The sequence below is a fragment of the Pseudomonas sp. LB3P25 genome (assembly GCF_054897985.1).
This window is the reverse complement of record NZ_CM142711.1, coordinates 5,152,354-5,174,283: the sequence shown is the minus strand read 5'-3', so window position 1 is coordinate 5,174,283 and position 21,930 is coordinate 5,152,354. Positions and strand designations below refer to the sequence as shown.

Sequence of the window (21,930 nt, the reverse complement as noted above, 5' to 3'; positions counted from 1 at the left end):
TCCTCACGAGATGACGGCGATCGGCTGCGCAGTGGCGGCCAACAAGCGCTTGATTTCCGGGACGCAGGAGCCGCATTGCGTGCCGCAGCCCAATTCTTGTTTCAAACCCTGCAGATCCAGGCCGCGGCTAATGCCGGCGCAGACCGCGCTTTGGCTGACGTTCTTGCAGTTACACAGGGTTTTGTTGCCTACGGTCGGCATATTGGCGTTGCCCGGTGGGGCGCTCAGCGGTGCCAGCAGCCAGCGCCTCAGTTGTTCGTCGGCGCGACCTTCCAGCCACAGGTTTTGCAGCCAGTGTTGGGCAAGGGTTTCACCGGCCAGGCGAATCGCGGTGATCCGGCCATTCTCGATCCGAACCCGTTTACCGATGGAGCGCCGTGGGTCGTCGTAGGCTAAAACCGGGCCGTCGTTGAGTCCCAAGCATTGATCGATATCACGCAGCAGTTGCGGATCGGGCGCGACGGCGCTGGCAGCGCGTATCAGCAGCGCGGGGCGTTCACGGCCGGCAAGGCTGAGGCTGACGTAGGAAAACGCCTCACAGAGCGGTCGTAGCGTCTCAAAATTCTGTTGAACATCGCCCTCGATCAGGGCGAACAGGTTCCACGGCAGTTGCACCGGTTCTAGACGCACACCGCTGTGCTTGAGTTCGGGTTGTTTCGACAAAGGGTCGAAAGCCGGTTGGGTGAGCGCATTTACGCCACCCTTGAGGAAGCGATCACCCCAATGCATCGGCAGAAAGGCCTGACCGGGTCGCACGCTGTCGTCACTGCCGACGGCGACAATCACTGCGCCACGGCGACTTTTCAGGCTGACCAGGTCGCCCGATTGCAGCCGATGCCGACGCAGTTCATCCGGGTGCAGGCTCAACACTGCTTCGCTGACATGGCCGAATAGCTGTGCGGCGGTGCCGGTGCGGCTCATGCCGTGCCATTGATCCCGCAGGCGGCCGGTGATCAGGGTCAGCGGGAAGCGCGCGTCGCGTTGTTCCTTGGCGGCACGATACGGGTCGGCCACGAATTGCGCACGTCCACTGGCCGTCGGGAAAATCCCGTCCAGGTACAGCCGCGCCGTACCTTCGCTGGCGCCAGAGGGGAAGGGCCATTGCTGCGGGCCGAGGCGGTCGATCAGTTCATGACTGATGCCGGACAGGTCCAGATCACGCCCGCGCGTCAATTGCTTGTACTCGTCGAAGACCTGCGCCGGGTTTTCAAAGGCAAACAGGCTGGTTTGCCCGGGACGCAGATGTTTTTCCAGGCGCTGTGCGAAATCCACGGTAATCGACCAGTCAGAGCGGGCTTCACCGGGTGCGATGATCGCCCGGCGAACGTGGGAAATGCGCCGTTCAGAGTTGGTCACTGTGCCGTCCTTTTCGCCCCAACTGGCGGCGGGCAGCAGCAGGTCAGCGAAGGCGGCGGTTTCGGTGGTGCGGAAGGCCTCCTGCAACACCACGAACGGGCAGGCTTCCAGTGCCGCACGTACGGCGGTTTGATCCGGCATTGATTGGGCGGGGTTGGTGCAAGCGATCCACAGCGCCTTGATCTTGCCACTGCGCACCTGCTCGAACAGTTCAATGGCGGTAAGCCCGGTGTTTTCGGGGAGTCGTTCCACGCCCCAATAGTCCGCCACTTCCGCACGATGCTCGGCATTGGCAGCCTCGCGATGGCCTGGCAGCAGGTTCGACAAGCTGCCGGTTTCGCGGCCACCCATGGCATTCGGCTGACCGGTTAGCGAGAAAGGTCCTGCGCCGGGGCGGCCGATTTGACCGGTGGCCAGGTGCAGATTGATCAACGCGCTGTTCTTCGCGCTGCCGGCGGTGGACTGGTTCAACCCCATGCACCACAGTGACAGGAAGCTCGGCGAGGTGCCGACCCATTTGGCGCATTGCTGCAGTTGCTCGACACTGATCCCACAGAGCTGCGAGACCATCTGCGGCGTGTAATCACGCACCAGGTTTTTCAGTTCGGCCAAGCCTTCGGTGTGGGCCTTGATGAAGTCGCGGTCGACCCAGTCTTCCCACAACAGCAGGTGCAAAATCCCATGGAACAAGGCGACATCGGTGCCTGGCAGAATCGCCAGGTGCAGGTCAGCCAGATCGCAGGTATCGGTACGACGCGGGTCGATGACGATGACTTTCATCTGCGGCCGGCGGGATTTCGCTTCCTCCAGCCGACGGAAAAGTATCGGGTGAGCGTAGGCCATGTTACTGCCGACGATCATCACGCAGTCGCTCAATTCCAGGTCTTCGTAGCTGCACGGCGGTGCGTCGGCGCCCAGGCTGCGCTTATAGCCGACCACTGCCGAAGACATGCACAGGCGCGAATTACTGTCGATGTTGTTGGTGCCCACCAGCGCTCGCGCCAGTTTGTTGAAGGCGTAGTAATCCTCGGTCAGTAATTGCCCGGAGATGTAGAACGCCACGCTGTCCGGGCCGTGTTCGGCGATGGTCTCGGCAAAAACGCTGGCGGCGTGATCGAGGGCGGTGTCCCAGTCGGTGCGGCTGCGGGCCAGGCCTTTGCCCAGGCGCAGCTCGGGATACAACGCCCGAGCTGCGAGGTCGCCGGTGAGGTGCAAGGTAGAGCCTTTACTGCACAGTTTGCCGAAGTTGGCCGGGTGGGCCGGATCGCCGCTGACGCCGAGAATGCGCTCGCCGTCATGCTCGATCAGCACGCCGCAGCCGACCCCGCAGTAGCAGCAGGTGGAAGCGGTGATCTGGTTCATCAGCTCGCTTCCCGCAGGGCCAGCAACACCCGGCCATTCTCGACCCGTGCGCAATGGTGGTGAGCGCAACCGACGTCCGGGGCCTGGGCTTCGCCGGTTTCCAGGTCGATCTGCCAGTTATGCAGCGGGCAGGCCACCCGTTTGCCGTAGATCAGACCCTGGGACAGTGGCCCGCCCTTGTGCGGGCAGCGGTCATCGAGTGCGAAAACCTCATCGTCGCTGGTACGAAAAATCGCGATGTCGCCTTTCGGGCCGGCGATGATCCGCGAGCCCAGGGCATTGATTTCTTCCAGTGCGCAGATATCCAGCCAGTTCATGCCGACACCTCCAGATTCTTCACTGCGATGACGTCGAATTCTTTCTTGAGCAACGGTTGTTCCAGGCGTTCCTTCCACGGGTCCTGTTCGAACGACAAGGAGAATTGCAAGCGATCGTTGAGCGCCTTGCGCCGCTCCGGGTCTTCCAGCACCGCTTTCTTGATGTGTTCCATGCCGACCCGTTGCAGGTAGTGCACGGTGCGTTCGAGGTAGAAGGCTTCTTCGCGATAGAGTTGCAGGAACGCGCCGTTGTACTCGCGCACTTCCTCGGCGGTCTTGAGCTTGACGAAGAATTCCGCGACTTCGGTTTTGATCCCGCCGTTGCCGCCGATGTACATCTCCCAGCCGGAATCCACGCCGATAATTCCGACGTCCTTGATGCCCGCTTCCGAACAGTTGCGTGGGCAACCGGAGACGGCCAGTTTCACTTTGTGCGGCGACCACATGTTGAACAGGTCGTGCTCAAGCTCGATGCCCAGTTGTGTGGAGTTCTGGGTGCCAAAGCGGCAGAACTCACTGCCGACGCAAGTCTTCACGGTGCGGATGGATTTGCCGTAGGCGTGGCCGGACGGCATGTCGAGGTCCTTCCAGACGCCCGGCAGGTCCTGCTTCTTGATTCCCAGCAAATCGATACGCTGGCCGCCGGTCACCTTGACCATCGGCACGTTGTATTTGTCGGCCACGTCGGCAATGCGCCGCAGCTCCGAAGGATTGGTCACACCGCCCCACATCCGTGGGACTACAGAATAAGTACCGTCTTTCTGAATGTTGGCATGGGCACGTTCGTTGATCAGGCGCGATTGCGGGTCGTCCTTGGCTTCGCCCGGCCAGGTGGAAATCAGGTAGTAGTTGAGCGCCGGCCGGCACGTGGCGCAGCCGTTCGGTGTGCGCCAGTTCAAATAGCTCATGGTGCCGGCGATGGTCAGCAGATGCTGCTCGCGGATGGCCTGGCGAATTTGCCCGTGGTTGAGGTCGCTGCAACCGCAGATGGCTTTTTCGCTTTTCGGTTTAACGTCCGCTGCGCCGCCCACAGTGTTGATCAGGATCTGTTCCACCAGGCCAGCGCAGGAGCCGCAGGAGCTGGCAGCCTTGGTGTGTTTCTTGACGTCGTCAACGCTGAACAGCCCGTGTTCCTGAATCGCCTTGACGATGGTGCCTTTGCATACGCCGTTGCAACCGCAGACTTCGGCGGTGTCGGCCATGCTCATGGCTTTGTCCTGACCCTGGTGTCCTACATCGCCTAAAGCGTTTTCGCCGAACATCAGGTGATCGCGGATCTCGTCGATGGCGTGGTTCTCACGAATCTGCCGGAAATACCAGCCACCGTCTGCCGTATCGCCGTACAGACAGGCGCCGACCAGCACGTCATCCTTGATCACCAGTTTTTTGTAGACCCCGCCGATAGGGTCGGAGAGGGTGATGGTTTCGGTGCCTTCGCCACCCATGAAGTCGCCGGCGGAAAACAGGTCGATGCCGGTGACTTTCAATTTGGTCGACGTCACCGAACCCTTGTAGGTGGCGAAGCCCAGTTGGGCGAGGTGGTTGGCGCAGACCTTGGCCTGTTCGAACAGCGGCGCCACCAGACCGTAAGCGATGCCGCGGTGGCTGGCGCATTCGCCGATGGCGTAGATGCGTGGGTCGTAGGTTTGGAGGGTGTCGTTGACCAGAATCCCGCGGTTGCAGGGAATGCCGGATTTTTCCGCGAGTTCGGTGTTGGGTCGAATACCGGCGGCCATCACCACCAGGTCGGCGGGGATGATGTCGCCGTTCTTGAACTCAACCGAGCCGACCCGGCCATTGCCGGCATCGTGCAGCGCCTGGGTTTGCTCGCAAAGACGAAAGTGCAGGCCCCGGGCTTCCAGAGCGGTTTGCAGCAACTGGCCGCTGGTTTTGTCCAGTTGCCGTTCCAGCAGCCATTCCCCGATGTGCACCACGGTGACGTGCATGCCGCGCAGCATCAGACCGTTGGCGGCTTCCAGGCCGAGCAGGCCGCCACCGATCACAACGGCGTGCTTGTGGGTTTTCGCGGTGTCGATCATTGCCTGGGTGTCGGCGATGTCGCGGTAGCCGATCACGCCGTGCAAGCTGTTGCCGGGAATCGGCAGGATGAAAGGGGTCGAACCGGTGGCGATCAGCAGGCGATCGTATTCGGCCTCGCTGCCGTCTTCGGCGATCACCCGGCGTTTGACCCGGTCGATCTCCACCACTTTTCGGTTGAGCAGCAGCTTGATGTTGTTGTCCAGGTACCAGTCCAGATCGTTGAGCACGATCTCTTCGAAGGTCTGTTCGCCGGCCAGCACCGGTGACAGCAGGATGCGGTTGTAATTGGTATGGGGTTCGGCGCCGAAGACCGTGATGTCGTACAGCTCATTGCTCAGCTTGAGCAGCTCTTCCAGGGTGCGAACCCCGGCCATGCCGTTGCCGATCATCACCAGTTTTAGTTTTTTCATCAGGTTCTCCGGGGAGCTCAGACTCGCCTCATCAGGGCTTTCAGGTCTTGCTCGACAAATTTTGCGCAAACAAAAAAAGGCGTCCCGCTAGTTGCCTAGCGAGGACGCCTTTGTCCTGGTCCCGTTCTCTCGGGCAGCGCATCCTTCATCGTTGAAGGCTGGGCTTTATGTATGGTGAGAAAGGTAATGCAGTGGTTGTGCCAAGTTCTTCAGACGCCCGAATTTGCTGGGGTTGGTCGCGGTCTCGGTATTTGATTGGGATGTTTGTGCACCGATTCAATGCACGTTGCCCGCAATTGGCGCGGTCTCTGTAGCAGCTGGCGAAGCCTGCGTTCGGCTGCGAAGCAGTCGCGATATCAGGCAACGAGGTGTGCCTGGCACACCGTGCATGAAAGGTTTACGACTGCTTCGCAGCCGAACGCAGGCTTCGCCAGCTGCTACAAAGGATTGGTGTTAGCCATGAAACAGCAGAAACAGCAGCACCAGATTCACCAACAACGACACCAGCGCCAAGGTCCGCCAGACCTTCAACGGTTCGCGCTCCAGCAGCGGTCTGGGTCGCACGCTCAAACTGCGCCGCTCGCCCTGTTCCAACAGCAGCAACCATTCTTCCGCCGTTTCAAAGCGTTGACCCGGATCCGCCGCCACGGCGCGCTCCAGACTTTGCGCAATCCATTCCGGCAGGTCGGGTCGATAGCGACTGGCGCTGACAGGAACCCCGAACCTTGGGCGCTGGAAAGCTTCGATTTCGCCGTAGGGATAATGCCCGGTGAGCAGGAAATACAAGGTCACGCCGACGGCATACAAATCCTGTTGCGGTGTTGGTGCTTCCCCGCGAAAGGCTTCCGGCGCGATATAGGTGGGCGTTCCAGGCAGGGCAGAAGGCTGATCTTCAGACAGGCCGGGGCAGTAGGCGAGACCGAAGTCCAGCAGGCGTAATTCGCCGTCGTCCCCCAGTAGCAAGTTCTCCGGTTTGATATCGCGATGGAGAATCTGCCGTCGATGCAGCATGCCAACGGCTCGCAGCAGGCGTTCGGCCAGATCCTGCCATTGAGGCAGAGGCAGCGGTCCGACCTCTGCGTTCAGTTCCGCCAACGTAGATCCGGAATACTCCCGCATCACGTAGTACAAATGCTGACGCTGACTGGCGGCATGGACTTCAGGGAAATGCCGCCCGGCGACGCGCTTGAGAAACCATTCTTCCGACAGCAACGCCTGCCCGGCCAAGTGATCGTCGCGCAGCGCACCGGGCAAGGTTTTCAGCAGCCAGGGTTGTTGTAGCCCATCGCGTACCCGATAGAGCAACGACTGCTGGCTCTGACCGAGTATCCCTTCGACTTGCCAACCCTCGAACATCTGCCCCGGTTTGAGTGCTGGCGGCAGCGGCCATTGCTGCAAATGAATCAACGCATCGCCGATGCTCGTTTCACCGAGGGCATCGACCCGCACGAGCAAGGCGCTGGCGTTGTCCTGGCTGCCGGCCAGGTGCGCCGCGTTGACCAAGGTCTGCGCAGCGCTGTCCAGATCCGGTTGATCGCGCAGAATCGCCGCAATCGCGGTGTCGCCCAGCACGGCCCAGATGCCATCGCTGAGCAGTACGAAACTTTCGTTCACCCGCAATTCGCCATCGAGAAAGTCCAGCACCAAATGCTGATCGAGCCCGAGCGCTCGCTTGAGCACATGCTGCATGCCCGGTTGGTCCCAGACGTGATCCTCGCTGACCCGTTGCAAGGTGTCGGCGTGCCAACGATAAACCCGGCAATCGCCGACATGGGCCAAGGTAAAACGCCTACCGCGCATGACCAAGGCACTGACAGTGGTGAGCAATGGTTGCCCACCGCCATTGGCCTGCAACCAGCGATTTTGTGCCAGCAGCAGGCGATCCAGTGCCTGCGCGACGCCCCAGGTTTCCGGCGTGGCGTAGTAATCCAGCGCCAGGGCCTGCAACGTCGAGCGGGCGGCGAGGCCGCCATCGGCGCACTGACTGACGCCATCGGCGATGGCGAACAGGTAACCCTTGCTCGCCGCCAGCGCCGGGGCCGGAGTCACCAGGCGCAAGGCGTCCTGATTCTCCTCGCGAGGGCCGATGGCGCTCGCTTCGGCAAAACTCAGTTGCAGGCTCATTCAGCCCTCACACCCGTGCAGCGGTCACAGCGGCCGAACCCCAGGTGGTTCTCCAGCGACGCTTCACGCCGTGCAGACCGAACCAGGCCAGAACACCAAGGCTGGCGAACAACCACAAGGCCAGTTGATAACTGCCGGTGCTTTGCTTGATCGCGCCCATGCCCGCAGCCAGTGCAAACCCACCGATACCGCCGGCCATGCCGATCAAACCAGTCATTACACCGATCTCCCGACGAAAGCGCTGCGGTACCAATTGGAAAACGGCGCCATTACCGGCACCCAGACCGAGCATGGTGCAGACGAAAAGTGCCAGTGCGGCGTAGGAACTCGGCAGATTGAAACCCACCGCTGCGATGCAGATCGCTGCCACCGTGTACATCGCCAGCAGGGTGCGAATACCACCAAAACGGTCGGCCAGAGCGCCGCCCAACGGACGCATCAAACTGCCACCGAACACGCAGGCTGCGGTGTAGTAACCGGCGGTCACCGGGCTGAGGCCATATTGGTCGTTGAAATAGCCGGGCAGGGCGCTGGCCAGGCCGATAAAGCCGCCGAAGGTCACGCTGTAGAAAAACATGAACCACCAGCTGTCGCGGTCGCCCAAGGCCTTGAAGTAGTCGGACATGGATTTGGCTTTCGGCCGCTCAGGCGCGTTTTTGGCCAGCCAGGCGAAGACGATGAGGGTCAGAATCAGCGGGATCAGGGCGAAGCCGAACACGTTGCTCCAGCCAAATGCAGCCGCCAGCACCGGGGCGATCAGTGCGGCGAGTACGGTGCCCGAGTTACCGGCACCGGCGATGCCCATGGCTTTGCCTTGGTGCTGGGGTGGATACCATTGCGAGGCCAGCGGCAGGGCAACGGCGAAGGACGCGCCGGCCATGCCGAGGAACAGGCCCAGCACCAGCGCTTGCTCGTAGCTGTGGATGCCGAGTTTCCAGGCGCCGAACAGGGCGCAGATGACGATCACCTGGCCAATCAGCCCGGCGGTTTTCGGCGACAGGCGATCAGCCAGCAAGCCCATTACAAAGCGCAATACCGCCCCGGCCAGAATCGGCGTGGCCACCACCAGCCCGCGCTGTTGGGTGGTCAGGTGCAGGTCGGCGGCAATCTGCACCGCCAGCGGGCCGAGCAGGTACCAGACCATGAAACTCAGGTCGAAATAGAGGAAGGCCGCGAACAATGTCGGGGTATGGCCAGATTTCCAGAAGCTTGATTTCATCGCGCACCTCAGCTGTTAGGAGTCTCGAGAAGGAGTCATGAGCTTGCAGGTGGGGCGCCGCATCGGCCGCACCACCGGCCCCGGTCTGTGGGGCCAAAACAAAAAAACGCCGCCACCGGATTCGCCAATGGGCAAATGAGGTGAGCGACGTCTTTGTCGTAGGTGGGGCAACCGCCGTTGGTTACCTGTAGCGATTACCTAGCGAGATCTGTGCCAACAGGTGGCAGTTGTGGGTATGGAGATTGTTGTGGCGAGGGAGCTTGTCGGATCGCCGCACCGTCCCGCTCGGCTGCGAAGCAGTCGTAATCCTGCTGCCGTGTTGTGTCTGATTCACCGGGTTGGCTGTTTGGGGCCGCTTCGCAGCCCAGCGGGAGCAAGCTCCCTCGCCACAGGGGGAATCAGCCCAACAACTCACTCATGGCGATGATCTGTTCCGCCACCTGAATCAGCTTCTGCTGCCGGCTCATGGCCTGGCGGCGCATCAGGGTGTAGGCCTCTTCCTCGTTGCAGTCCTTCATTTTCATCAGCAGCCCTTTGGCCAGCTCGATGCGCTTGCGCTCGGCCAGTTGCAGGTCACGGGCGTTGAGTTGGGCGCGCAGGGCCTGGTCGCTTTCAAAGCGCGCCATGGCCACGTCGAGAATCGGCTGCAAGCGCTGTGCGTGGATGCCTTCGACGATGTAGGCACTGACCCCGGACTTGATCGCCTGACGCATCACATCGGGGTCATGTTCATCAGTAAACATCACGATCGGCCGCGGTTGATCGCGACTCACCAGCACCACTTGTTCCATCACATCGCGGCTCGGTGACTCGGTATCGATCAAAATCACGTCCGGACGCACCGTTTCGACGCGCGCGGGCAGGTCGATGGTCAGGCCCGACTCGTCGATCACCTCGAACCCGGCTTCGGTCAGGGCCGCCTTCAGGCGACCGACTTTCTTTGCGGTGTCGTTGATCAGCAGGATACGCAACATATTCGCAGTCTCCTGTCAGCGGCTGGCGAGAAGGGGCGAGCTGTCGCTAATGGCGTGCAGCTTGAAACTGCGGGCATAGCCGGCGGGGTCCAGGCCATCCCAGACCTTGCCGTCGATCAACTGGCTACTGCGCATTTGCTGATCACTCGCGGCCACACCTACAGCGGTGGCGGCCTCTCGATACAAGTCTAGTTGCTGGACCTGACGGGCCACGCCCAGGTAGTCCGGGTCGTCGCGCAGCAAGCCCCAACGGCGGAACTGGGTCATGAACCACATGCCATCGGACAGATACGGCAGATTGACTTCGCCGTCACCATGGAAGCGCAGTGCGTGCGGGTCTTGCCAGCGATTACCCAGGCCATCGGCGTAGTCACCGAGCAACCGCGGTTCGATGCAGTCGAGTGGTGCGTCGAGGTATTGGGGCGCGCTCAACAGCTTCGCGGTGCTGCGGCGATTTTCGGTGCTTTGTTCGATAAAACGGCTGGCTTCGAGGATCGCCATCACCAGCGCCCGTGCGGTGTTGGGATAGTGCTCGACAAAGGCGCGGGTGCAACCGAGGACTTTTTCCGGATGATCGGGCCAGATGGCCTGCGTTGTGGCCATCGTGAACCCCAGGTTCTGCTGCACCGCGCTGGCGGACCATGGCTCGCCGACGCAGAAGCCGTCGATGCGCCCGGCTTGCAGGTGCGCGACCATTTGCGGCGGCGGCACGACCACGCTGTCGACGTCCTGCAACGGATGGATGCCCTGACTCGCGAGCCAGTAATACAGCCACATGGCGTGGGTGCCCGTAGGAAATGTCTGGGCGAAGGTGAGTTTTGGGCGACTTTGGTGCACGTGTCGGTCCAGTGCTTCAGGACTGGTCACGCCTAAAGTCTGTAAGCCATGGGAGAGGTTGATGCTTTGGCCGTTCTGATTCAGGCCCATGAGCACCGCCATGTCGGTGGACGCGACACCGCCGATGCCCAAATGCACGGCGTAGATCAAACCGTACAGGCTGTGGGCGGCGTCGAGTTCGCCACTGACCAGTTTGTCCCGCAGGTTGGCCCAGGACGACTGGCGCTTGAGGTTCAGGGTCAGGCCATAAGGTTGGGCGAAGCCCTGCGTGGCCGCGACCACTACCGAGGCGCAGTCGCTCAGGGCCATGAAGCCGAGGTTGATTTCGGTCTTTTCCGGGGCATCGCTGCCGTTGACCCAGGCCAGAGGGTTGGCTGGAACTTCAATCATCAGTAAACACCTTCCATAAAAAAGCGCCGGACCGGGCTGCTTGCCAGAGCAAGGCCAAGTGACGACGCCTTTGTCTTTCGACTCATCCCGCCGTTGGCATGAGTGCTGATGTCAGTGACGGTGCAAGGCATATGCCATCGCTCGCTGATTTTGTCGCGCGCCTCGCCTGCAACCCCGATGCCCGGCTATAATCGCCGCCACTTTTCGTAGCCCAGAGTCAAACCCGCCCATGTACACCCTGGCCCGTCAGCTGTTGTTCAAACTTTCCCCGGAAACCTCCCACGATCTGTCCCTGGACCTGATCGGCGCGGGCGGGCGTTTGGGCCTCAACGGCTTGCTGTGCAAGGCGCCGGCGAAAATGCCGGTGACTGTCATGGGCCTGGACTTTCCGAACCCGGTGGGTCTGGCGGCCGGTCTGGACAAGAACGGCGCGGCCATCGACGGTTTTGCGCAACTGGGTTTTGGTTTTGTCGAAATCGGCACCATCACCCCGCGTCCGCAGCCGGGCAACCCGAAGCCACGCATTTTCCGTCTGCCGGAAGCCGAGGCGATCATCAATCGCATGGGGTTCAACAACCTCGGCGTCGATCACCTGCTGGCCCGAGTGGCGGCGGCCAAGTACAAGGGCGTGCTGGGCATCAATATCGGCAAAAACTTCGATACCCCGGTGGAGCGTGCGGTCGACGACTACCTGATCTGCCTGGACAAGGTCTACGCCCACGCCAGCTACGTGACGGTTAACGTCAGCTCGCCGAACACCCCGGGCCTGCGCAGCCTGCAATTCGGCGATTCGCTGAAGCAACTGTTGGCCGACCTGGCCACTCGCCGCGCAGAACTGGCGCTGCGCCACGGCAAACATGTACCACTGGCAATCAAGATTGCGCCGGACATGACCGATGAAGAAACCGCTCAGGTCGCGCAAGCGCTGATCGAAACCGGGATGGACGCGGTGATCGCCACCAACACCACCCTGAGCCGCGTCGGCGTCGAAGGCATGGAGCACGGCGATGAGGCGGGCGGTTTGTCCGGCGCACCGGTTCGCGACAAGAGCACCCACACCGTGAAGGTGCTGGCGGCCGAGTTGGCTGGTCGCTTGCCGATCATCGCCGTGGGCGGCATCACCGAAGGCAGGCACGCGGCTGAGAAAATCGCTGCGGGTGCGAGCCTGGTGCAACTCTATTCCGGCTTCATCTATAAAGGCCCGGCGCTGATTCGTGAGTCTGTAGACGCCATAGCAGCCTTACGCTGACTTGTAGCAGCTGCCGAGCCTGCGAGGCTGCGTTCGGTGGCGAAGCCGTCGTAAACCCTGCATGCATGGTGTGTCGGCAAGACCGCGGTGTCTGATCTCACGACTGCTGCGCAGCCGAACGCAGCCTCACAGGCTCGGCAGCTGCTACAGGGAATGGAGCTCAGCCAGAGAGCAGGCATAAAAAAGGGCTCCTCGAAGGAGCCCCTGGGCCGGAGCCCGCCGCCCGGATGGGGCGTGCGTGGTAAGTCGTTACGTAATCAGATTGTCGTGTCGGAGTGTGTGCCCTGTATTAGCCGACGGCGTGAAGTTCGTTGAGTCTATGGATTCCCGCAGTGCCGGTCATACCGTCCCAGTTGTCGCCGCGTCCTTCTCGCCAGCCGTTAATCCAGGCTTGGCGTACCGACGGTAGAGTAAATGGGCAAAGCTCACGGGATTTGCCACCAACGCCATATTGATATCCGCGCAAAAATGCTCTTTCCAACGGATCACGCTTAAGTCTTCTCATAGGGTGTTGCCCTCACTTGTTGACTGTATTTATCGCGTCGACCTCAATTGAGGTCTGGCAGAAAAAATCCTGCCGTTGGGGCTCGCTGCCGGCGTCGCGAGCCAAGGTGTTGACGCCGTTGCGACGTCAACCTGTATTGAGTTCTAACCAATGCGTCACATCGAGGGAATGATCGTTTTGTCATAAGGACGTAACCATTAAGGTGGTATGGGCCATAAGTAACACGATGTTGTCCCGTGTTTATTGGCAAAACCCCGGTATGATCGGCCCCGCGCTGGATGATGGGGTTAATCCTTTATTGAGAATTCCTCCTATTGGGCAGGGGGATTATTCGACGAAGGGTCGACTTATGACATTTTGTTGCATCAACTTTTTTATCTGCCTTTGCATCTAAGCTCTTTTAACCCGAGCTTGCCGGGGTGGGACGGCACACCTTCGTGCCACGCGGGCGCTCTTTTAGAAAAGCGCCTGATTGAAAACCGGACCGGCAATGCGTTGCCGGTTCACTTAGCTAAAGGCTCTGGAATTACCATGTCCGATCGTTTCGAACTCTTCCTCACTTGCCCAAAAGGCCTTGAAGGCCTGCTCATCGAGGAAGCCGTCGGGCTTGGCCTTGAAGAAGCGCGTGAGCACACCTCGGCTGTGCGCGGCATGGCCACCATGGAAACCGCTTATCGCCTGTGCCTGTGGTCGCGTTTGGCGAACCGGGTGCTGCTGGTGCTCAAGCGTTTCCCGATGAAGGACGCCGAAGACCTCTATCACGGTGTGCTGGATATCGAGTGGCAAGACCACATGCTCAACGATGGCACCCTGGCCGTTGAGTTCAGCGGTCACGGCTCGGGCATCGACAACACCCACTTCGGCGCCTTGAAGGTCAAGGACGCCATCGTCGACAAACTGCGCACACCGCAGGGCGACCGTCCGTCCATCGACAAGCTCAACCCGGACCTGCGCATTCACCTGCGCCTGGACCGTGGCGAAGCGATTCTGTCCCTCGACCTCTCCGGCCACAGCCTGCACCAGCGCGGCTATCGCTTGCAGCAGGGCGCGGCGCCGCTGAAGGAAAACCTCGCGGCCGCGATCCTGATCCGTTCCGGTTGGCCACGTATTGCGGCCGATGGTGGCGCGCTGGCTGACCCGATGTGCGGTGTCGGTACGTTCCTGGTGGAAGCGGCGATGATTGCCGCCGATATGGCGCCGAACCTGCGTCGCGAGCAGTGGGGCTTCACGGCCTGGCTCGGCCACGTGCCGGCGCTGTGGAAAAAGCTTCACGAAGAAGCCACCGCCCGTGCCGCGGCCGGTCTGGCCAAGCCACCGCTGTGGATTCGCGGTTACGAAGCCGATCCGCGCCTGATTCAACCGGGCCGCAACAACGTCGAACGTGCCGGCCTGAGCGAGTGGATCAAGATCTACCAGGGCGAAGTCGGGACGTTCGAACCGCGTCCGGACCAGAACCAGAAAGGCCTGGTGATCTGCAACCCACCGTACGGCGAGCGTCTGGGTGATGAAGCGAGCTTGCTCTATCTCTACCAGAACCTCGGCGAACGTCTGCGTCAGGCCTGCTTGAACTGGGAAGCCGCGGTATTCACCGGCGCCCCGGACCTGGGCAAGCGCATGGGCATCCGCAGCCACAAACAGTATTCGTTCTGGAACGGCGCGTTGCCGTGCAAATTGCTGCTGATCAAAGTCACGCCGGACCAGTTCGTCACCGGCGAACGTCGCACTCCGGAACAGCGTCAGGTCGAGCGTGAGCAGGCCGAAGTCGACGTCGCAGACAACGACGTAGCGCCAGGCAAGTACGAGAAATACAACAAGAACGGCAACCCGATCAAACCGGCACCGGTGGTGATCGAGCAGCCGCGCTTGAGCGAAGGCGGGCAGATGTTTGCCAACCGCCTGCAAAAGAACCTCAAGGCTCTCGGTAAGTGGGTCAAGCGTGAAGGCATCGACTGCTACCGCGTCTACGATGCCGACATGCCGGAATACTCCATGGCCATCGACCTGTATCAGGATTGGGTCCACGTCCAGGAGTACGCCGCGCCGAAATCCATCGATCCGGAAAAAGCCTCGGCGCGTATGTTCGATGCCCTGGCCGCCATTCCGCAGGCCCTGAACATCGACAAGAGCCGCGTGGTGGTCAAGCGTCGCGAGCGTCAGAGCGGCACCAAGCAGTACGAACGCCAAGCGGCACAGGGCAAGTTCGTCGAGGTCAACGAAGGTGGCGTGAAGCTGCTGGTGAACCTCACGGATTACCTCGATACCGGGTTATTCCTCGATCACCGGCCGATGCGCATGCGGATCCAGAAAGAGGCGGCCGGCAAGCGCTTCCTCAACCTGTATAGCTACACCGCAACCGCCAGTGTTCACGCAGCCAAGGGCGGTGCACGCAGCACCACCAGCGTCGACCTGTCGAAAACCTATCTGGACTGGGCGCGTCGCAACTTGTCGCTGAACGGTTTCTCCGAGAAGAACCGTCTGGAGCAGGGCGACGTGATGGCCTGGCTCGATGCCTGCCGTGACGAATACGATCTGATCTTCATCGATCCGCCGACGTTCTCCAACTCCAAGCGCATGGAAGGGATCTTCGACGTGCAGCGTGACCAGGTGCAATTGATCGACTTGGCCATGGCGCGTCTGGCCCCGGGCGGCGTGTTGTACTTCTCCAACAACTTCCGCAAGTTCCAGCTCGAGGAGAACCTCACCGAGCGTTATGCCGTAGAAGAAATCACCGCCCAGACCATCGATCCGGATTTCGCCCGTAATGGCAAAATCCACCGGGCATGGAAAATCACGGCTCGTTGACAGCTGAAGGAATTGGATCCACAGAGCCTTGATTTTTAAAGGCTCTTGGCTTCTTTCTGTGCTGGTCAAATTGATGGCTAATAGCTATAACTCAACGCATGGCCAATGGGCTTTCCCGCACCTGGCGTTTTGAGTTGCGTCTATGTCGTTGCACGCCGTGCGCCCGAAGATCCTGGGTTTTATCAGTGAAGATGTCTCGGCCTGGCTGGTCGCGCTGCTGGTATTGATCGTCGGCGGAATTCTCACGGGATTGCTGGCGTGGTCGACGCTGAATCTGTTTCACCAACAATTGCGGCAACGTTTCCAACTGCTGGCCAGTGAACGTTACAGCCGTATCGAAGAACGCTTCGAAGATCAGGAGCAGCGCCTCGATGGCCTGCGCCGGTTCTTTGCCAATTCCGATTCGGTCTCCCGCGAGGAGTTCGACGGTTACACCCAACCGCTGCTGCACCGGACTCAGGCGTATTCGTTCGCCAAGAGGATCACCCGCGCCGAACGAGCGGAGTTTGAACGCCAGGTGCGTGCCGAGGGTTTACCCGACTTCACTGTTCGTGAACTCAATGCCGACGGCCAACTGCAACTGGCGGCTGAACGGGATGAGTACGTGGCGGTGCTTTATAGCCAGACCCAAAGCAAACTGGGTTCGCCGCTGGGCTACGACTTGTTGGCTCAACCCTTGCGCCGTTCCACCCTTGAACGGACCGATCAGCACGGCGGCATGGCGGTATCGCAGCCGATGCATCTGGTCAGTATCGAGCCGGCCTATGCGCGCGGTGTGCTACTGGTCGCACCAGTGTTGCTGCGCAACAGCCCGGCTACGGCGGGGGTGAAACCGTTCGGCTATGTCATGGCCGTGATCAGCATGCGTCAGTTGCTCGCGGACGGGTTGCCGGAGGCGGGTCGTGACTACCTTTCGGTGCGCATCCTCGACTTATCCACAGAAGATCAGCACGAAGTGCTTTATGAGTCCCCCAACACGCCGGCGCCCAGTGAGTTGGCCGCGACCCGGTTGCTGCGGCTTGCCGACCATGACTATCAAATCGACATTCAGCCCAGCGATGCCTTCCTGCGAGCCAATCACTCTTCGGTGACCACCCTGGTGGTGCTGGGCGGCTTGCTCAGTCTGTTGCTCAGTGCCTTGCTTTATGTGCTGGTCAGTCAGCGTCGACGGGCGCTGAAAATGGTCGAACAACGGACTCAGGAACTGCGCGCCCGTGAGCAGGAGTTGCGCGGCACCCATGGCCAGTTGCGCGGCGTGCTGAATGCCGCGACCCAGGTGGCGATCATCGCCACTGACCTGCGCGGGGTTATCCGCACCTTTAATGCCGGGGCCGAGCAAATGCTTGGTTACACCAGCACCGAGGTGGTAGGGCACATGACCCTGGAAAACCTGCACCTGCCCCGAGAGCTCCAGGCACGCTCGGCGGAGTTGAGCGCGCGTTATGGCAAACCGATTCCGACCTGCCAGGCGATGTTGGTCGAGGGCGGTGAGGAGGGCGGTCACGAGGCGCGGGAATGGACGCTGCTGCGCAGCGACGGCAGCCATTTGACGGTGAACATGCTGGCGACTCCGGTCCTCGACGAGCAAGGCCTGTGGGTCGGGCACCTGGCGATCTGTATCGACATCACTGAACGCAAGCGGGTCCACGAGGCTCTGGCGGCACGGGACCTGTTGTTGAAGAAACTCAGCGCCCATGTGCCCGGCGGGATCTACCAGTTCAAGATGGAATTCGATGGGCGCTTCAGCGTGATCTACGCCAGCGACGGTATTCGCGAGATCTACGAACTTGAACCGGATGTGCTGTTGCTCAACGCCGAAGCGATTTTCACGCGGATTCATCCGCAGGACACCACCCGGGTCCGCGCTTCGATCCGGGCGTCGGCGGATACCCTCAGCCCTTGGCGCGAGGAATACCGCGTGCAGCTGCCCCTGCGCGGCCTGCGTTGGGTTCGTGGTGAGGCGACGCCAGAGGAATTGCCCGGTGGCGGCGTGCTCTGGCACGGCTATGTCTCGGACATCTCCGACTTGAAACGGGTGGAAGAAGAACTGCGGGCGCTATCGATCACCGACTCTCTGACCGGGATCCACAACCGCCGCTATTTCCAGGAGCGCCTGACCACGGAAATGGTCCGGGTCGAACGCGGTGGCGGCGAACTGTCGGTGATCATGCTCGATATCGACCACTTCAAACGCATCAATGACCAGCATGGCCACGCGGTCGGCGATCGGGTGTTGCAGATCGTGTGCGAACGCATCGGCCATCGGCTGCGGCGCACCGACGTGTTCTGTCGCCTGGGTGGCGAGGAGTTCATGGTGCTTTGCCCGGATATCAACGGCGAGCATGCCCATGTCCTGGCCCTGCAGCTGTGGCAAGGGTTGCGCAGTTCGCCGATCGAAGGCGTCGGGACAGTGACCGCGAGTTTCGGCATTGCCAGTTGGCGAGTCGGGGAGGGCGCGGATGCGCTGCTGCTGCGGGCGGATTCGGGGGTGTATGCGGCGAAACTGGCAGGACGGGATCGGGTAGAAGGAGAGATGACCTAGAGCTGCATGCTCACCCCTGTGGGAGCGAGCCTGCTCGCGAATGCGCAGTACCAGTCGAAATTAATGCTGAATGACACACCGCATTCGCGAGCAGGCTCGCTCCCACTTTGGATCTGTGGTGTTCTTTAGATCAGGTTAGAGCACCGAAGCCGTTTCCGGCAGTTTCGGCTGGCGATACAGGTCCAGCAGCACCTGATCCAGCACCGACGATGCGCCAAACGGTGCCTTGTCGTTGAGAATCGCCACCACCGCCCAGGTATTGCCGTTGATGTCGCGGCTGAAGCCGGCAATCGCCCGCACGGTATTCAGGGTGCCGGTCTTGATGTGCGCTTCACCGCGCATCGCAGTGGTCTTCAGGCGTTTGCGCATGGTGCCGTCGGTACCGGCAATCGGCATCGAGCTGATGAACTCGGCCGAATACGGGCTTTTCCAGGCCGCTTGCAGCATGCCGGCCATTTCACGCGCACTCACCCGTTCCGCACGGGACAGGCCGGAACCGTTTTCCATCACCAGGTGCGGCGCGGTAATGCCTTTCTTCGCCAGCCACTGACGCACGACACGCTGTGCAGCCTTGGCATCGTCACCGTCGGCTTCGGTGCGGAACTGCGCACCCAGGCTCAGGAACAGCTGCTGGGCCATGGTGTTGTTACTGTATTTGTTGATGTCGCGGATGATTTCCGCCAGGTCCGGCGAGAAAGCCCGAGCCAGGACCTTGGCATCTTTGGGCGTTGGCGCCAGACGGTCCACGCCCTGAATGCTGCCGCCCAGTTCCTTCCAGATCGCTCGCACGGCACCCGCGGTGTAGGTCGCGTGGTCGAGCAGCGACAGGTAGGTCTGGGAACTGCACCCTTCGCCCAACTGGCCGCCGACCGTCACGGTCACGCTGCCATCGGCCTGGGTCACTGGGTTGTAACGCACGCCACCAGTGCATTGCTTGGAGTTGACGGCTTTGACCTGGTTTTCGATGCGAATGGTGGCAATCGGCGGTTCCACCGACACCAGAACCCGGCCGTTGTCGTTACGCGCCACGAAGCGCAGGGCCTTGAGGTTGACCATCAGCGAATCAGGTTTGACCAAGAACGGTTTGTTGTCGTCATTGCCATCGTCGTTGAACTGCGGCAATTGCGGTTGTACGAAGAAACTGCGGTCCAGCACCAGGTCGCCAGTGATTTGCGTCACACCGTTGGCGCGCAGGTCACGCATCAGCAACCAGAGTTTTTCCATATTCAGCTTCGGATCGCCGCCACCCTTGAGGTAGAGGTTACCGTTGAGGATGCCGCCGCTGAGGGTGCCGTCGGTGTAAAACTCGGTTTTCCACTGGTGGTTCGGGCCGAGCATTTCCAGCGCCGCGTACGTGGTGACCAGTTTCATGGTCGAGGCCGGATTGACGGAGACGTCAGCGTTGAAAATGGTTGGGGTGCCAGGGCCGTTGAGCGGGATCATCACCAGCGACAGGGCGTTGTCTTGCATCTTGCTGGCCTTGAGGGCTTTTTCAACGTTGGGCGACAGCGCGGTGTTGATCGAAGCGGCGGAAACAGAGAAGGCCAGAGGGAGTAGAAAACCGGCCAGTAACAATGGACGCAAAGATTTGATCATGTGAAATAAAACCCTACAGCCGAGGGGAAAAAAGACGAGGGCATGAAGATAAATTCCCTCAGTGGTCATGAAAGTGTCGGCATTATGCCCCAAGGTGTAGGGGCTTGTGCCGTACCCTGGTCCTCTAATCCGCTATTTTTTACCGACGGTAGGGCTTGCAACCCAGAGAGACGGGCAATCGGCGCCTTAAACTGCTAAAGTGCCGCCCGTTATTACTTATGAGGATTGTTCCAATGGCGACTAACCGTTCCCAGCGTCTGCGCAAAAAACTGTGCGTCGATGAATTTCAAGAGCTGGGTTTCGAACTGAACCTGGATTTCAAAGAAGATTTGGCTGATGAAGCCATTGATGCTTTCCTCGATGCGTTCCTGAAAGAAGCCATGGAAGCCAACGGTCTGGGCTATGTTGGCGGCGACGACTTCGGTCTGGTTTGCCTGCAAAAGCGTGGCTCGGTGTCCGAAGAGCAGCGTGCCGCTGTTGAAGCCTGGCTCAAAGGCCGCAGCGAACTGACTGAAGCGACTGTCAGCCCGCTGATCGACGTCTGGTACCCGGAAAAGCCGATCAATCCGGTAGCTTGATGTTGTAAAAAACGGCGACCCAAGGGTCGCCGTTTTTTTTTGTGACGATCAAAGGTTCGCAGCCTCGTTTCACTCGACAGCTGCTACAGGGCAATGCAACCCATGTAGCAGCTGTCGTGTGAAACGAGGCTGCGAGCTTTTAGCTTTTACGCCAGTTCAGAATCACCAACGTCAACACCCCCGCCACAATCCCCCAGAACGCCGAACCGATGGAAAACAGCGTCAACCCCGACGCCGTCACCATAAAGGTAATCAGCGCCGCCTCACGTTCCTTCACTTCGTTCATGGCAATGCTCAAGCCATTGATGATCGAGCCGAACAGCGCCAGTGCCGCAATCGACAGCACCAACTCTTTCGGCAGCGCGGCAAACAACGCCGCCAGCGTCGCGCCGAACACCCCGGCGATCCCGTAGAAAATCCCGCACCAGACGGCCGCCGTGTAGCGCTTGTTGCGATCCTCATGGGCATGCGGCCCGGTGCAAATCGCCGCGCTGATGGCCGCCAGGTTGATCCCGTGGGAACCGAACGGCGCCAGCAGCAACGAAGCGATGCCGGTGGTGGTGATCAGCGGCGAGGCCGGCACGGTGTAACCGTCGGCGCGCAACACGGCGATGCCCGGCATGTTCTGCGACGTCATCGCCACGACAAACAGCGGAATGCCAATGCTGATGGTCGCGGCCAGGGAGAAGTGCGGGGTGGTCCAGATCGGCGTCGCCACTTCCAGGTGGAAACCACTGAAATCCAGCAGGCCCATGAACCCCGACAGTGCCGTGCCGATCAATAGCGCGGCCAGCACGGCATAACGCGGTGACAGGCGTTTGACCACCAGGTAACTAAAGAACATACCCAGTACCAACGCGGTGCGATGCTGGGCGGCGACGAAAATTTCGCTGCCGATCTTGAACAGAATCCCTGCCAGCAAAGCCGCCGCCAATGACGCCGGAATCTTTTTCACCAGTCGTTCAAAGCTGCCGGTCAAACCACAAATGGTCACCAGCACCGCGCAGGTAATGTAGGCGCCAATGGCTTCGCCATAGGTCACACCGCCCAGACTGGTAATCAGCAACGCCGCGCCGGGGGTCGACCAGGCGATGGTGATGGGGGTGCGATAACGCAAAGACAGGCCTATCGAGCACACCGCCATGCCAATCGAAATCGCCCAGATCCACGACGAAATCTGCCCGCTGGTCAGGCCCGCCGCTTGCCCGGCCTGGAACATCAGGACCAGCGAGCTGGTGTAACCGGTCATCATCGCGATGAAGCCGGCAACGATCGCAGAAGGCGACGTATCGGCAAAAGGGCGGAGCTGCGTGTGCGTGGCGTCAGTCATGACAGCGGTGTTCCTTTTTACGTATGAAGATGTTCCGAAGTGAAGTCTTCCAATGTAGGAGCTGTCGAGTGAAACGAGGCTGCGATCTTTTGATGTTGATTTTCCAAGATCAAAAGATCGCAGCCTCGTTTCACTCGACAGCTCCTACAGGATTCTGCGTTCAAGCCTAAACTCAAAAGTAACCAGGCGTTGCAATACAGCCGAGGCCGCAAACAGCCGTACAGTCGTGTTGCCACCCTCCATTGTGTACAATCGCGGTGTTTTTTACGCGATACTCAGCGACCCACTGTGCCGTATTA

14 protein-coding genes are annotated in these 21,930 nt (G+C 60.5%); 4 read left to right on the top strand and 10 right to left on the bottom strand.

The features are described 5' to 3' along the window. Positions 1 to 3: 3 nt before the first annotated feature. The 7 genes from ACYZTW_RS23780 to ACYZTW_RS23750 form a co-directional block, all read right to left on the bottom strand. Complete coding sequence (locus ACYZTW_RS23780; protein WP_462002053.1) at positions 4 to 2,718, bottom strand: nitrate reductase; 2,715 nt, start codon at positions 2,716 to 2,718, stop codon at positions 4 to 6. Further along, on the bottom strand, positions 2,718 to 3,035 hold the full coding sequence (gene nirD, locus ACYZTW_RS23775; protein ID WP_462002052.1) for a nitrite reductase small subunit NirD: 318 nt from the start codon (positions 3,033 to 3,035) through the stop codon (positions 2,718 to 2,720). The genes ACYZTW_RS23780 and nirD overlap by 1 nt, the downstream gene beginning before the upstream one ends. Next, on the bottom strand, positions 3,032 to 5,485 hold the full coding sequence (nirB, locus tag ACYZTW_RS23770) for a nitrite reductase large subunit NirB (RefSeq protein WP_462002051.1): 2,454 nt from the start codon (positions 5,483 to 5,485) through the stop codon (positions 3,032 to 3,034). Before nirB ends, nirD begins: the two co-directional genes overlap by 4 nt. Positions 5,486 to 5,938: 453 nt before the next feature. Then, positions 5,939 to 7,609 carry a protein kinase domain-containing protein gene (locus ACYZTW_RS23765; RefSeq protein WP_462002050.1) on the bottom strand — a complete coding sequence of 557 codons (1,671 nt, stop codon included), beginning with the start codon at positions 7,607 to 7,609 and terminating at the stop codon, positions 5,939 to 5,941. 7 nt (positions 7,610 to 7,616) lie between these two features. Further along, positions 7,617 to 8,828 carry a nitrate/nitrite transporter gene (locus tag ACYZTW_RS23760; RefSeq protein WP_462002049.1) on the bottom strand — a complete coding sequence of 404 codons (1,212 nt, stop codon included), beginning with the start codon at positions 8,826 to 8,828 and terminating at the stop codon, positions 7,617 to 7,619. Positions 8,829 to 9,226: 398 nt separating this feature from the next. Continuing rightward, on the bottom strand, positions 9,227 to 9,802 hold the full coding sequence (locus tag ACYZTW_RS23755) for an ANTAR domain-containing response regulator (protein WP_462002048.1): 576 nt from the start codon (positions 9,800 to 9,802) through the stop codon (positions 9,227 to 9,229). 15 nt (positions 9,803 to 9,817) lie between these two features. Further along, positions 9,818 to 11,029 (bottom strand): CmpA/NrtA family ABC transporter substrate-binding protein, encoded by a 1,212-nt coding sequence (locus ACYZTW_RS23750; RefSeq protein WP_462002047.1) that lies wholly within the window; start codon positions 11,027 to 11,029, stop codon positions 9,818 to 9,820. Positions 11,030 to 11,258: 229 nt separating this feature from the next. Here ACYZTW_RS23750 and ACYZTW_RS23745 point away from each other — a divergent pair, with 229 nt between their 5' ends. After that, positions 11,259 to 12,278, top strand: coding sequence for a quinone-dependent dihydroorotate dehydrogenase (locus ACYZTW_RS23745; RefSeq protein WP_462002046.1), 1,020 nt, complete (start codon positions 11,259 to 11,261; stop codon positions 12,276 to 12,278). A 289-nt stretch (positions 12,279 to 12,567) separates the two neighbouring features. On the opposite strand, the gene rmf is transcribed toward ACYZTW_RS23745, so the two are convergent. Continuing rightward, the gene (rmf, locus tag ACYZTW_RS23740; RefSeq protein WP_003223300.1) at positions 12,568 to 12,783 is read right to left on the bottom strand and encodes a ribosome modulation factor; all 216 of its coding nucleotides are present in this window, start codon (positions 12,781 to 12,783) and stop codon (positions 12,568 to 12,570) included. Between the two features lie 531 nt (positions 12,784 to 13,314). Here rmf and rlmKL point away from each other — a divergent pair. Both rlmKL and ACYZTW_RS23730 read left to right on the top strand, forming a co-directional pair. Next, positions 13,315 to 15,585, top strand: a complete 2,271-nt coding sequence (rlmKL, locus tag ACYZTW_RS23735) for a bifunctional 23S rRNA (guanine(2069)-N(7))-methyltransferase RlmK/23S rRNA (guanine(2445)-N(2))-methyltransferase RlmL (protein ID WP_462002045.1) — start codon at positions 13,315 to 13,317, stop codon at positions 15,583 to 15,585. Positions 15,586 to 15,727: 142 nt separating this feature from the next. Continuing rightward, positions 15,728 to 18,127 (top strand): sensor domain-containing diguanylate cyclase, encoded by a 2,400-nt coding sequence (locus ACYZTW_RS23730; RefSeq protein WP_462002044.1) that lies wholly within the window; start codon positions 15,728 to 15,730, stop codon positions 18,125 to 18,127. A 135-nt stretch (positions 18,128 to 18,262) separates the two neighbouring features. Here the strand turns inward: ACYZTW_RS23730 and dacB are convergent, their stop codons facing one another. Next, positions 18,263 to 19,723, bottom strand: a complete 1,461-nt coding sequence (gene dacB, locus ACYZTW_RS23725) for a D-alanyl-D-alanine carboxypeptidase/D-alanyl-D-alanine endopeptidase (protein ID WP_462002043.1) — start codon at positions 19,721 to 19,723, stop codon at positions 18,263 to 18,265. 233 nt (positions 19,724 to 19,956) lie between these two features. Here dacB and ACYZTW_RS23720 point away from each other — a divergent pair, with 233 nt between their 5' ends. Beyond that, positions 19,957 to 20,301 carry a YggL family protein gene (locus tag ACYZTW_RS23720; protein ID WP_007896965.1) on the top strand — a complete coding sequence of 115 codons (345 nt, stop codon included), beginning with the start codon at positions 19,957 to 19,959 and terminating at the stop codon, positions 20,299 to 20,301. A 139-nt stretch (positions 20,302 to 20,440) separates the two neighbouring features. Here ACYZTW_RS23720 and ACYZTW_RS23715 read toward each other — a convergent pair whose 3' ends face one another. Then, positions 20,441 to 21,631: a benzoate/H(+) symporter BenE family transporter gene (locus tag ACYZTW_RS23715; protein WP_462002042.1), complete on the bottom strand. Its 1,191-nt coding sequence runs from the start codon at positions 21,629 to 21,631 to the stop codon at positions 20,441 to 20,443. Positions 21,632 to 21,930 lie beyond the last annotated feature (299 nt).

Coding starts and splice junctions, on each gene's coding strand:
- ACYZTW_RS23760 (WP_462002049.1), bottom strand. CDS start 8,828: ATGAAATCAAGCTTCTGGAAATCTGGCCATACCCCGACATTGTTCGCG.
- ACYZTW_RS23745 (WP_462002046.1), top strand. CDS start 11,259: ATGTACACCCTGGCCCGTCAGCTGTTGTTCAAACTTTCCCCGGAAACC.
- nirD (WP_462002052.1), bottom strand. CDS start 3,035: ATGAACTGGCTGGATATCTGCGCACTGGAAGAAATCAATGCCCTGGGC.
- ACYZTW_RS23715 (WP_462002042.1), bottom strand. CDS start 21,631: ATGACTGACGCCACGCACACGCAGCTCCGCCCTTTTGCCGATACGTCG.
- nirB (WP_462002051.1), bottom strand. CDS start 5,485: ATGAAAAAACTAAAACTGGTGATGATCGGCAACGGCATGGCCGGGGTT.
- ACYZTW_RS23750 (WP_462002047.1), bottom strand. CDS start 11,029: ATGATTGAAGTTCCAGCCAACCCTCTGGCCTGGGTCAACGGCAGCGAT.
- ACYZTW_RS23780 (WP_462002053.1), bottom strand. CDS start 2,718: ATGAACCAGATCACCGCTTCCACCTGCTGCTACTGCGGGGTCGGCTGC.
- rmf (WP_003223300.1), bottom strand. CDS start 12,783: ATGAGAAGACTTAAGCGTGATCCGTTGGAAAGAGCATTTTTGCGCGGA.
- ACYZTW_RS23730 (WP_462002044.1), top strand. CDS start 15,728: ATGTCGTTGCACGCCGTGCGCCCGAAGATCCTGGGTTTTATCAGTGAA.
- ACYZTW_RS23755 (WP_462002048.1), bottom strand. CDS start 9,802: ATGTTGCGTATCCTGCTGATCAACGACACCGCAAAGAAAGTCGGTCGC.
- ACYZTW_RS23765 (WP_462002050.1), bottom strand. CDS start 7,609: ATGAGCCTGCAACTGAGTTTTGCCGAAGCGAGCGCCATCGGCCCTCGC.
- rlmKL (WP_462002045.1), top strand. CDS start 13,315: ATGTCCGATCGTTTCGAACTCTTCCTCACTTGCCCAAAAGGCCTTGAA.
- ACYZTW_RS23720 (WP_007896965.1), top strand. CDS start 19,957: ATGGCGACTAACCGTTCCCAGCGTCTGCGCAAAAAACTGTGCGTCGAT.
- dacB (WP_462002043.1), bottom strand. CDS start 19,723: ATGATCAAATCTTTGCGTCCATTGTTACTGGCCGGTTTTCTACTCCCT.